General features: G+C 57.6%; 5 protein-coding genes. 3 read left to right on the top strand and 2 right to left on the bottom strand.

Going from position 1 to position 13,198, the window contains the following annotated elements:
- Positions 1-15: 15 nt before the first annotated feature.
- Positions 16-474, bottom strand: a complete 459-nt coding sequence (locus ACPUC8_RS19005) for a hypothetical protein (RefSeq protein WP_494927029.1) — start codon at positions 472-474, stop codon at positions 16-18.
- Between the two features lie 194 nt (positions 475-668).
- The gene (locus ACPUC8_RS19000) at positions 669-2,858 is read right to left on the bottom strand and encodes a TonB-dependent siderophore receptor (protein WP_494927028.1); all 2,190 of its coding nucleotides are present in this window, start codon (positions 2,856-2,858) and stop codon (positions 669-671) included.
- 277 nt (positions 2,859-3,135) lie between these two features.
- Between ACPUC8_RS19000 and fes the strand changes: the two genes are divergently transcribed.
- The 3 genes from fes to ACPUC8_RS18985 are packed head-to-tail and all read left to right on the top strand — an operon-like array spanning position 3,136 to position 13,128.
- Entirely contained in the window at positions 3,136-4,494 is a 1,359-nt protein-coding gene (gene fes, locus ACPUC8_RS18995; protein ID WP_494927027.1) for an enterochelin esterase, read from the top strand.
- Positions 4,487-4,708, top strand: coding sequence for an MbtH family protein (locus ACPUC8_RS18990; RefSeq protein WP_058973594.1), 222 nt, complete (start codon positions 4,487-4,489; stop codon positions 4,706-4,708). Before fes ends, ACPUC8_RS18990 begins: the two co-directional genes overlap by 8 nt.
- Before the next feature lie 47 nt (positions 4,709-4,755).
- A complete protein-coding gene (locus ACPUC8_RS18985; RefSeq protein ID WP_494927026.1) occupies positions 4,756-13,128 on the top strand; it encodes an amino acid adenylation domain-containing protein in 8,373 nt (2,790 codons plus the stop codon).
- Positions 13,129-13,198 lie beyond the last annotated feature (70 nt).

Below are 13,198 nucleotides of genomic sequence, written 5' to 3'. Positions count from 1 at the left end.
ACACCCTTTACAACATCACGAATTGTTAGGCGTGGAAGCCGGCGCTTCACTAAAGGCCGGTTTCTGGCGCGTCACAGAATACACCACGTTCTTCGGTCCCTTGTCATCAGTGGTGACGTCCACTGACGCAATGGTCACTTTGCCAAAACCAAACAGCGTCTGCACGTAGCCACCCACCTGGTGTTTACCTGCAGCGACGTGAATTTCTTTATTTTCGCCCTTCTGCAACAAACCTGCATCCTGGCCATCTACCGTGACATACACAGAAGAGCCGTCATCAGTGCGTGTCACCAGATGCGAGACGTTGATTACGGTCGGTCCGCTATCAAACTGGGAAGGAATGTTGTCATTCTCGATAGGTGCGGCAGCGGGCGCTTCAGCCTGTGCCGTAGCGCTGCTGTCTGCGGTGTGACGAGCACAGCCGGTAAGCAGTATTGCAGCCGTCAATGCGGCTAATGTAAAACGAGAAACCATCGCGACAAAAAATCCTCTACTGAATGAGAAGCGTTTATTTTAGCGTGCCTCATGCAGTGATGACAGTCACATAAATCCAGTATTTTCCGAAATCCTGTTGCTGACGGGGTTAACCGGCATCAACCCGCACGGAAAGTGAAAGCGCGGACGCGTTTGAATAACATGGGGCGCACCAACATGCGCCCCAACTTTCTTTACCAGCTGTAGCTGACAGAAGCCACTATCGAACGACCACTGCCATAGAAACAGGCACTGGTGTTGCTGCACGACGCCACGTAATGTTTATCCGCCACATTATTGACATTGAGCTGCAGGGTGGTGCCTCGCAGTGAATTCGCCGCTTCACCCAACTCATACTTCGCCATCACGTCATACAAAGTGTAATGAGGCACTTTGTCCTGCCCCACTGAATCAGCCCATGCGGTGCCGGTGTAACGTACACCGCTGCCCAGCGTCAGGCCGTTAAGCGCGCCGTCGAGGAAGCTATAGCTTCCCCACGCCGAAGCGGCATGGCGGGGAATACTGGCTGGCGTTTTACCCACCTGCGCAGCGGTATTGCTCTGTTTGGTTTCGGCATCCGTAAAGGTATAGGCGGCCATCACCTTGATTTCTGGCGTAATCTGCGCGTGCGCCTCGGTTTCGATACCCTGCGACTTCACCTTACCAATCTGCTCGTTGTAGCCCAACTCGCTGTTGTAAGAGGTGATGTTTTTCTGGGTGATATCGAACGCAGAGACAGTAAACACCGCATCCCAGCCTACAGGTTGATATTTAACACCAATCTCCGTCTGTTCACCGGTGGTCGGTGCAAACGGATCGCTGCCCGGTGCGCCAGTGCTCAGGTTGGGTTCGAACGAGGTGCTGTAGCTGATGTACGGCGACAAACCGTTATCGAAGGCATAAAGCAAGCCCGCGCGGCCGGTAAACTTGCTGTCGTTCTGTTGCGTGTTGGTGTTCTCAATACGGTCCTGAGTTCGCACTTCCGCCCAGTCCTGGCGCCCTGACAGCAGCAGGTTCCAGTTATCCCATTCCAGCTGATCCTGTAAATAGACGCCGACTTGATCGAGCTTCTTGCGCGTGCTGGTATTCAGCGCCAGATCGCTCTCATTAATCGTCACGCTGGTGGGATTGGCCCAGTCGAGGATGTATTGATCGCCGCTGTCACGCCACAGCTTGTTATCCACATCGCTCCATTTGTAATCCAGCCCGCCTAGCACCGTGTGCGCAATACTGCCGGTATCAAAGGTGGCTTTGACCTGGTTATCGATGCCCAATTCCTTGGACTTGATCTTGTCATGTTGCGGACGACGGTTGATCTGGTGATCGCTGCCATCCACGTCCCAGGTGTAGACCAGATATTTGTACGACTCGTCCATGTTGCTGTAACGCAGGTTCTGCGTGAAGCTGATGTTATCGTTGAAGTTATGTTCGAAAATATAGCCGACTGACGTCTGCTCACGCTTCGCTTCATTAAAGCTCGGATCGCTCACGTTGAAGTCGTAAGGAATGTATCCCGCGCTGGTGTTGAACAGCGTACCGTTGGCTGGGAGGAAATTACGATAGCCCGCTTTTGGCTCATTCTGGTACATGGTTAACAGCGTGAAGCTGGTGTCAGCATTCGGCAACCACGTCAATGCTGGGGCAATCGCCATACGCTGCTGCTTGTTATCTTTCACGAACTCATGCTTGGTGCTGGCGATACCATTGAGTCGATAAAACAGCGTGTTGTCATCATTCAGCTTGCCACCGAAATCAAACGCCGCCTCGCCCAGATGCTGATTCCCGGTGCTGAGTTGAACTTTGTGGATGCTCTGCGCGGTAGGACGTTTGCTGGTCATGGCAATCACACCGCCGGGATTAACCTGGCCATACAGCACGGAAGCCGGGCCGTGAATCATCTCCACACGTTCCAGCAACCAGGGATCGATCTGCCCTGCGGCACCCTGTTGCCCAGACAGTCCGTAACTTAATCCATCGAGAAATTTTGGTGCATAGCGGAAGCCGCGCGCGATGATCTCATCGTTACGGTTGGAATTACCGCGATAGTTGGTCAGCACTCCGCTGGTGTAGCTCAGCGCATCAGCCACTGAGGCAGCGGCCTGGTCGTCCATCTGCTCACGGGTAATCACCGAGATCGATTGCGGCGTTTTACGCAGTGGCGTGGAGGTTTTCGTCCCTGCACTGCTCTCCTTCGCCACATAACCCTGCATGGGAGAGGTGACGCTCTCACGTGCTTCTGCATTAACGGTAATCGTCTCTTCAGCCGCCAGACTGTTAAAAGCAGGCGCCACTAACAGAATTGAGGCCAGTGATAAGTGAAGCCGCGAAAGTCTAAACGGAAGTGCCACAGGAGGTATTGCTGATTTTCTTGCTTTTACGGACATAGTTGCCATCTCTATTTCAAACTACCTTGTCGATGAAATAATTCGTCCAGCCAGGCTCGTGCACGCGAACATGCCTTAACGAATTGAAATATTACTGTCATAAGAAAATATCGGCCCTAAATCCCCCCGTGACGCACTTCACAAAATAACTTACTGAAATCCAGGAGATTTATTGACCGCGAAAAATCATATTGCAAATGTAAATCGTTATCAATAGCATTTGCATTACGTTTGTTAATGTAAAGTCTTTGAAGAAAATGTGGAGATAGATTTCAGGATGTTTCGATCTGACGCGGAATTAAGGGCGGAAAAGTGGTTCCCGACGGGGACAGTTGCCACCTGGTTAGAGCAGCCCCATTTGGGCCACGAAAGCTGGTGGGACAGGGTGCGGACGGCGGGAACACCGGTTATCGAGCGTGATGGAACCGGCACAACCACCATGCACTTTTTCTGGCGCGACCCGCAGGGGCATTCCGCATTATCGTCTACCCGGCGTGTTTATATCGATATAAATGGCGTCACCGATCACCACAGCCAGATGCCCGAATCCCTGGCGCGCATCGGCGATAGCAATGTCTGGCACTGGTCTACCGCCATCGAATCCGACTGGCGCGGCAGCTACAGTTTGATCCCCGCGGGTGATGACCATCTGCCACCGCTGTTTTGCGGCGATGATGAAACCTGTCGCGTGTTGCAGCGTAAGTGGTGGATTTCGCTGATGCCGCTGGCGATCCCTGACATCCTTAATGCTTCACCGCCCTTTCTCAGCAGCCGCCGTTTTGCCCTGAGCAACGCGCAGATGCCAGATGCGCCAGACCAATCCGCCTGGCAGTTACTGGATGCCGGCTTAGCCGACACCTGGCCGGATTCTCTGCAAACGCTGCAGTGGCACAGTGCCCTGCTCAACGTCACGCGCAATGTCTGGCTTTACACCACTGGACACAGTGACGAGGCAGAGCAACGCCCGTTGGTGATCCTGCTGGATGGTCAAAACTGGGTCTATGGCCAACCGATTTTCAGCGCTCTCGATCAGGTCACGGCGGCGGGTGAACTGCCGCCTGCCTGCTGGTTATTCATTGATGTGATTGATAGCCAGCACCGCGAAGTGGAACTGCCGTGCAATGAAACCTTCTGGCAAGCCATGCAACAGGAATTACTGCCCCTGGCGCGCCAGCATGCCACCTTCAGCAATGAGGGCAACCGCACCGTTGTTGCGGGGCAAAGTTATGGTGGATTAGCGGCGCTGTACGCTGGCCTGCACTGGCCACAGCGTTTTGGTCGCGTGCTGACGCAATCAGGATCGTTCTGGTGGCCGCATCTGCAATACATCCGCGATTACGCCAACCGGGAGCAGCACGCGCCCGGACTCCTGCTGCAACGCCTGCAAAACAACCAACTTCCCGGCGGTAAGCTGACAATTTTTCAGGAAGTGGGTGACCGTGAGGCAGACATGCTTTACGTCAATCAACAAATTCGTCCGGCGCTGGAAGCGGCTGGACATACCCTCTCTTTCCGCCGCTATGCCGGTGGACACGATGCGCTGTGCTGGCGCGGGGGCCTGATCGATGGCTGCCGTTGGTTACTGGCCGATTTTCTTTCCTCTGATGCAACCTCTGAAGGTGAACACCATGTCTGAACAACAAAATCCGTTTGATAACGATGCCCTGGATTTCCTCGTGCTGTTGAATGACCGCCAGCAATACAGCCTGTGGCCCGCCTTTGCGCCCGTTCCAGCAGGCTGGTGCTGCGTCACCGGGCCATTGGCACGATCCGCCGCCATCGAATACGTAGAAACACACTGGCTGGATATGCGGCCCACGACGCAGCAGACGTCATCCACCGCGCACTAATTTTTCTTATTTTCTTTTTTTTGATTTTTTAAGACAGGAACTGTCCTTTGGCATCGTTAATCACGCATTCAACAGCGTACCCCTTGGTGGCGGCGCAGCCCGGCATCTGGATCGCTGACACTATTGCGCAGCAGCGCAATCAATTCACAGTGGCGCACTACAGTGTGTTGCACGGCGCCATCAACCGCGCGGCCCTCGACAGCGCGATCCGCCAAACCATGATGGAAGCCGATACCGTGCAGGCCCGCTTTGGTCTGGATGAAAATGGCGACCCTGCACAGTGGTTTACCGCTTCAACGGAGATCATCCCCGAGTGGCATGATTTCAGCCAACGCGCTGATGCCAGCAGCCAGGCACACAAACTGATGCAGGCCGATGTGAGTGCGGATTTACCCGCCGACGGCGAAAAACCGCTCTGCCGTCATGTCTTGATGCGCCTCGGTGATGGCAGTTGGTGGTGGTATCAGCGCTACCACCATCTACAGGTTGACGGCTTCAGTTTTGAAGCCCTGGCACAGCGTGTCGCGGCTATCTATGCCGCACTGTGTCGCGGAGAATCGCCTGCACCCTCACCCTTTACGCCCTTTACTGGCGTGATTGAGGAGTACCAGCAGTGGCAGGACTCAGCGGCGTTTCAACGTTCAGCCAGCCACTGGCAAAGCTATACCGCCGATCTGCCGACCAGCATCACACTCTCAAATGAGAGCACCGACAATCCCGGTGATCGTCCTATTAGTTGCCAGGTGACGCTACCGCATTTAGCCACGTTACGCCAGCAGCCCGCCCTGTACGAATGCAGTGAAGGCGATGTGGTGAGCGCCGTGTTAGTGGCTTATCTGGCCCGGATCAGTGACAGCCCACGCCTGTCGATTGGTTTCCCGTTTATGCGCCGCATGGGGTCAGCTGCAATTACCGCGCTTGGCCCGGTGGTGAACGTGCTGCCGCTGATCTTTGACCTGTCTGACACCACCGACCTCGCCGCACTGGTGCAGCAGGTACAGGGCGAAATCCGCAAAGCGCGTCGCCATCAGCGCTATGAAGCGGAACAACTGCGCCGTGATTTGGGGTTAGTCGGCAGCAGTCAGCACCTGTACGGACCGGTGATCAACGTCAAGGTCTATCATGATGACCTGCAGTTTGATGGTATTGCGGCGACAACCCATACGCTGGCAATGGGACCGGTGGATGATATCGAATTTGAGGTGGGTTTCCGCGATGGCGCGCTACAACTGACGCTGGTGGCTAATCCATTACGCTATGACGCGATTGCGTTACAGCGTCACGCCGATCGTATCCGTCATCTGATTGCGCAGTTCGCTGCGCAGCCTGGCATCACGCTGGCCGAACTCTCGTTGATTGCGCCAGATGAACAGGCCGATATCCAGCGCTGGTCTACCGGTCCCGTGATAACGCCGCCTGACGGCGTCACCACGATTATCGATATACTGCTGGCGCGTGCCGCGCAGAGCGGCGAACTCGCTGCAGTGGTGTGTGGTGAGCACAGCCTGAGCTATCGCCAGTTGCGCGACAGGGCCATGCAACTGGCACACCTGCTGATTGCGCGTGGCTTGGGTGCCGATGACGTGGTGGCGATAGGCATCCCTCGCTCGGTCGATTCGCTGGTCGCCATCTTCGGGGTGCTGGCTAGCGGTGCGGCTTATATGCCGCTGGATCTCGACTATCCACGTGAACGCCTGGCACTGATGTGTGAAGATGCCCAACCCGCTCTGCTGCTCACGCACTCCGTGACATTGTCACAGATGCCGACACTGCCACATCTCTGTATTGATGCGCTGGATGCGGAACTCGCCAACCAATCGGTTGAGCGCCCTGCAACGCAACTGTGTGGCGATGACCTCGCCTACATGATCTACACCTCAGGCTCCACCGGCCGCCCGAAAGGGGTGATGAGCACCCATCAGGGTCTGCTCAATCTGTTCTTATCCCATCGCGAGCATCTGTTTGGCCCGGCGATTGATCGCTTCCATGCCACCAGCCCGCGCCGTATGCGGGCAGGCCACACCGCGTCGTTCTCATTTGACTCCTCCTGGGAGCCGCTGTTCTGCATGTTGATGGGGTGCGAACTCAATATCTTTGACGAAGAGCTGCGCCGCGATGCCTGGGGACTGATTCAACAGATGAACGCCGTGCCGGTCGATCTGTTGGACATCACCCCATCGTTCTTCTCACAGATGATCGACAGCGGCCTGATGGATGTTGAAAACCATCGTCCCTCGTTTGTGATGATTGGGGGTGAAGCGGCCACGCCAACGCTGTGGAAGCTAATGCAGAATCAGCAGCAGATGGAGATTCACAACTATTACGGACCTTCTGAATACACCATTGATACCTTGGGTGCCAGCGTCCTGGCCGCACAGCAACCGGTGATTGGCCGTCCGGTAGGCAACACCCAGGTCTATCTGCTCGACAGCCAACTGCGCCAGGTGCCGGTGGGCTGCGTGGGCGAGCTATATATTGCCGGAACCGGTATCGCACGCGGCTATTTGCGTCGTCCCGACCTCACCAGCGGACGCTTTGTGGCTAATCCCTTCCTCAACGGCGAAGTGATGTATCGAAGCGGTGATCTGATGCGCTGGCGCCAGGACGGACAGCTGGCGTTTATTGGCCGTGTCGACCACCAGATCAAAGTGCGCGGTTTCCGCGTGGAGTTGGGTGAAGTTGAAAACGCCCTGGTCGCTTTGCCTGAAGTCAGCACAGCGGTGGTGATCGCCGAAAGCATCGGTACTACACATCGCCTGATCGGCTACTGCTCGGTGCAGGATGAGGCACTGCGAGCTGACGCTCAACTGAGCGCCCGCTTGCTGGCACAGCTCGCCTCGCAGCTGCCCGATTACATGGTGCCAGCCGTGCTAATGGTACTGGAAGATCTGCCACTTAACGTCAATGGTAAGATCGATCGCCAGGCGCTGCCTAAACCGCAACAGGCGCAAACCGCCATCAGCCGCGCCGCCAGCACGCCGCAGGAAGCCCTGATTTGTCAGGCGATAGCCGGGTTATTGGGGCTGGAGAGCGTCGGCGCAGAGGATGACTTCTTTGCACTCGGTGGTGACAGTATCTCCGCGATGGGATTGAGCACGGCCGCGCGCCGCGCCGGTTATTTGCTGCGTCCACGAGAAATCTTCGCAGAACGCACGGCCGCGCGCATGGCTGCAGGGTTACAGCCGCTGTCGCAGCACAACCAGCAGGCGCGCGTTGCGCAGCAAGGCGCGGTGGGTGGTCTGCCCATCCTGCACTGGTTCAATGCGCAGGCTGGCATCAACGCGCGCTTTGCCCATGGTGTGCTGCTGTCCGTGCCCGCCCAGCTGCAACTCTCCCAGCTAGAACAGCTGATCGAACAGTTGGCGACAGCGCATCCGGCGCTTAACGCCTTTACCCGCGATGAGCAGTTAGTGGTGGGGGAATGGCTGCCGACGCGCCCTGCTCGCTGCCGCGCTATTGAAGTCGAAGAGCGCGACATTGCCGCCGAACGGGCTTTTAACGGTGATGCTGCGCGCCTCGATCCCGCCGCAGGGACCGTGTTGCAGGCCACGTTACTGCAGCAGGGTGGTGCCAGTTGTGGTCTGGTGTTGACGTTGCACCATCTGGTGGTGGATGGCGTTTCCTGGCGCGTGCTGCTGGATGAATTACAGCAGGCCGGTGATGCGCTGTTAAGCGGTGCGCCCATCGCGTTGCCGCCAGAAGAGACATCGCTGCATGACTGGTCAGCCACTCTGCTTGCCAATCTTTCCGCGCGCGCCAGCGAGCTACCCTTCTGGCAAAACATGCTGACCCCGCCACTGCCTGTTTTGGGTGAGCGCGCCTTAGCCCCCACCGATCGTGCGTTGCATCAGCGCACGTTGCTGGATGCGAAAACCGCTCACGCCCTGCTCAACACGCTGCCGCAGCAGTACCGCGCCACCAGCGAAGAGCTGCTGCTGACGCTGCTGTCACTGGCGTTACGTCAGATGAACGGCAGCGCAGCGCAACGACTGACGCTGGAATCACATGGTCGCGCAGAGTTGCACGATCATCAGGATCTGGCTCGCACTGTGGGTTGGTTAACCGCAGAGTTCCCGCTGCTGATTGCGCTGCCCGCCGCCGCGCCCTTAAACGAAAGCGTGCGCGCGGTGAAAGCCGCTCTGCGATCGGTGCCCGACCGGGGAATCGGTTATGGTCAGCTTCGCTGGCTTGATGCACATCGTGGGGTCACTCTGGCGAAACTGGCCGCAGATCATGCACCGCAGGTGTTATTTAACTTCTTAGGCCGATTCACGCAAGGAAACGGAAACTGGCAACCACAGCGCACCGCACAGCAGTTCCGCGATAGCTTTGCGATGATTCAGGATGCCTCACTGCCATTGCAACATGCACTGGAACTCAACGTATTTGTCGATGAGCAGCAGTTGGCTCTCAACTGGAGCTGGGCCGACGGCGTGTTGCATGCCGATCAGATTCAGCAACTGCATCAGGCCATGGCAAAGGGTGCTATGCAGTTGAGTCACTTCGCCGAGCAGCAGCCGCTGCAAGCGGCTAATACGCAAGTGGCAGCCGACATCAATCTGGTGGGCGTGGATGACCAGGCATTGCAACAACTGCACGCGCAGCACGGTGCTTTTAGCCACGCACTGCCGCTGCTGCCGTTGCAGAAAGGCTTGCTGTTCCATGCACAAACCACTTCATCCGCTGGCAGTTACAACTCATTGACACGTCTGACACTGAGCGGCGATCTCTCTGCTGAAAGCGTGCAGCGGGCACTGAACCAGGTCCTGCTGCGCCACCCGCAGTTGGCCGCCCGCTTTGACAGCGAAATCTGCCTGCAACCGCTGCAGTTGCTGCCAGAGGGTGAACTCACCTGGCCGCTTACGGTGCTCGACACCGACGATATCGAGCAGGCTGAACGGCAAATGCTGGCACAGGATCTGTTTCATCAGCCGGTGATGCTACAGGCGACGCTGATTGCCCATCGCCATGAAGAACGCTGGACGCTGCTGCTCAATGCCCATCATCTGGTGGTTGATGGCTGGTCAACTCCGGTGATCCTCAACGATCTGCTGTGCGCACTGTGTCAACAACCTCTGCCAGCGCATCGCACCCACTACGCGGATATCGTGCGCCAACTCAGCCAGCGTAATGAGCAAGAGGCGCGCAAGCAGTGGCAGGATTGCCTGCGCGATGTGCGCCCGACCTTGATCTATCCCAACGCCTCAGATAGTCCGGTGTTGGAAAAACGTCTGTTGCTGGATAGCGCGCTGGAACGCGAACTGCACGCCCTGTGCCGCACTCGTGGGCTAACGCTCAATACGCTGATGCAAGGCGTGTGGGGCATGATGCTGTCGATTGCCAGCGGTCAACAGGATGTGGTGTTTGGTGCGCCGGTTTCCGGTCGTTTCGGGCAAATCGATGGCATTGATGAGCATGTGGGGCTGTTCAGCAATACGCTGCCGGTGCGGGTGCGTTTCGATCACCAGCGACCGCTGCTGGAACAGCTGGCAGAGCACCAATCGCAGCAAATCCAGCTGATTGAGCAAGACTGCCTCGGTCTGGCGGAAATCCAACAGCTGGCGGGACAAGGCACGCTATTTGACACCCTGCTGGTGGTGGAAAACTACCCCGACAACCTTGGTTTGTTCGATGCCAATGCCCGCGTGCGCTGCGAAAGCATTCACAACCGGGGATACACGCATTACCCCCTGACGCTGCTGGTGTTGCCCGGTGATCAGCTCACGCTGCTGCTGGAGTATCGCGACTGCGTATCCGATGCCGAACGGCTGGCGGAACGCTTACTGCTGTTGTTGCAACAGTTGGTCACCACGCCCGATCTCCCGCTGGCACAGTGGAAGCTGCAAACCCTTGCCGAACAGTCCTTGCTGCAATGGGTCAACAACACTGGGGTTCAGTTGGAAAATGAAACCCTGCAACAGGCAATTGCACAGCAGGCCGCCCGCACACCGGATGCGCTGGCGCTGTGTGATGTCGAACATCAACTGAGCTATCGTGAAATGCAGCGCCAGGCCAGCCTGTTGGCCGATCGCTTAATTGAAGCGGGCGTGATGCCGGGCGATATCGTTGCCGTGGCGCTGCCGCGTTCCGTGCGCCTCAGCATTGCCCTCACCGCCATCTTGCAGGCGGGTGCCGCATGGCTGCCACTCGACATTGGTTATCCCGATGAACGACTGTCCTACATGGTTGAAGATGCACGTCCGTGGGTGGTGATCACTGAATCTGCGCTGGAAAGCCGTTTCGCCACCTTTGGTACGCTAATGATGTTCGATGGCCTGGCGAGTGAGCAGCTTATCGCGCGTCATGCCCAACCGAAGCCAGATGCCCATCGCCCGGCCTACGTGCTTTACACCTCCGGTTCCACCGGCAGGCCGAAAGGTGTGGTGGTCAACCAACGCGCCATCATCAACCGCCTGCGCTGGATGCAAGCCAGCTATCCGCTGCGCAGTGACGACGTGGTGTTGCAGAAAACCCCGTGCAGTTTTGATGTCTCGGTGTGGGAGTTCTTCTGGCCACTGATGACCGGTGCACAGCTGATGATGGCCCCGCCGGAAGCGCACCGCGATCCGCAGGCGCTGTGGCAGTTGATCGACGATTATCAGGTCACCACTCTGCACTTTGTCCCTTCCATGCTGGCGGCTTTTGTCAGCCACATTGCCAGCCAGACTGACCAGGCTTGCGCCACCCTGCGCCGTGTATTTTGCAGCGGTGAAGCGCTCGCCTGCGATCTGGCGCGCAGCTATCAGCAATTGATTGCCGCTCCTCTGCACAACCTCTACGGACCGACTGAGGCCGCCGTTGACGTGACCTGGCAGCCCGCCAGCGGCAGTGCGTTAGAGGGATTGAGTGGACCCGGCGTGCCGATTGGGCGTCCGGTATGGAACACTCAGTTGCACATCCTCGATAGCCTGCTGCGTCCGGTTCCGGTGGGCGTGCCCGGCGATCTCTATCTCAGCGGCGTGCAACTGGCCGATGGCTATCTGCATCGCGCTGACCTCACCGCCCAGCGCTTTATTGCTGCGCCGTTTGCCGAGGGCGAACGCATGTATCGCACCGGTGATATTGCTTGCTGGCGTGATGACGGCGCGGTGGAGTATCTGGGACGCAGTGACGATCAGCTCAAAATGCGCGGTCAGCGTATCGAACCTGGCGAGATTGAACAGGCGCTGGTGGCAATCCCCGGTGTGGCGCAAGCCGTGGTTGCCGCACGGGCCCTGACGCAACAAACGGCAGCAGGCGTCGATAACCGGCAACTGCTCGCCTGGCTGGTGGCGGATGCGGGTATCACTCTGGATATTGCGCAGGTTACACAGCAACTCGCTGCGCGATTGCCTGCACATATGCAACCGGTAAATTATCAGGTCATCGACGAGCTGCCACTCAGCGCCAACGGAAAATTAGACCGCAAAGCGTTGCCGATGCCGCAACTCAGCGCGCGCAGCGGGCGTTTACCGCAAAGCGAGAATGAGCGCTTGCTGGCTGAACTTTTCCAGCAGTTATTGGGTTGCGAACAGGTATACGCAAAAGATGACTTCTTCGCGCTGGGCGGCCACTCACTGCTAGCGATGCGACTGGTCGCTGAATTGCGTCGTCGTTTGCCACAGCCGATCAGTGTCGGACAGGTGATCGCGGCACGCAGCGTGGAGAAACTGGCCGCGTTGCTGGCAGGTACGGTCAGCGACACCGGTGGCAACGGGGAACTGCTGCCGCTGCGCGCAGGGCAAGGGCCAACGCTGTTCTGCATTCATCCGGCTTCGGGCTTCGCCTGGCAGTACAGTGCGTTGCTGCACTATCTCGACGGTGATTTCCCGATTGTTGGGCTGCAATCGCCACGACCTGATGGGGTGATTACCGCCTGCGACAGCGTCGATGCAATGTGCGAACACCATCTTACGACTATCCGACAGCAACAGCCGCACGGACCTTATTACCTGTTGGGCTACTCGCTGGGCGGCACGCTGGCGCAAGGTATTGCAGCACGTTTGCAAGCGCATGGCGAAAGCGTCGCGTTCTTGGGCCTGCTGGATACCTACCCCGCCGAGGGTCAGGACTGGCGCACGCCAGAAGCCGACGAAGCGGAGCAGGAAGTGGCACGCGAGCAGGCGGAGTTTATGGCGGCCACGGAAGATGAACGCGATGCGCTGTTACGCGAGGAGAAAGCCGCGATGTTCAACACCATCGTTGCCAACTACAAAGATGCCGTTGCCCGTCTGGCTGAGGCGCGGACGCCGCGCTATGCCGGTAAAGCCACGCTGTTTATGGCGGAGAGAACGGTGCCTCCTGGCATGGACGTTGCGGCAAGCTGGGCGCCGTTTGTTTCCGAGCTGGAGATCTGGCCGCTGGACTGCGAGCACGCGGACATCTTGTCTGCCGCATCGCTGAAAGCACTGGGCCCGCTGCTCAACCGACTGCTGGCGTAACGCCTTATACGTATCGTAGCGGCGCAATTTATTCCCCCGCTACCACGTACTCAGATGGGAAAAATTTCAT

It is taken from the genome of Pantoea sp. CFCC18177, from assembly GCF_059412425.1.
Note: the sequence above shows the minus strand (reverse complement) of the source record. Positions and strands in the feature narration are given on the sequence as shown.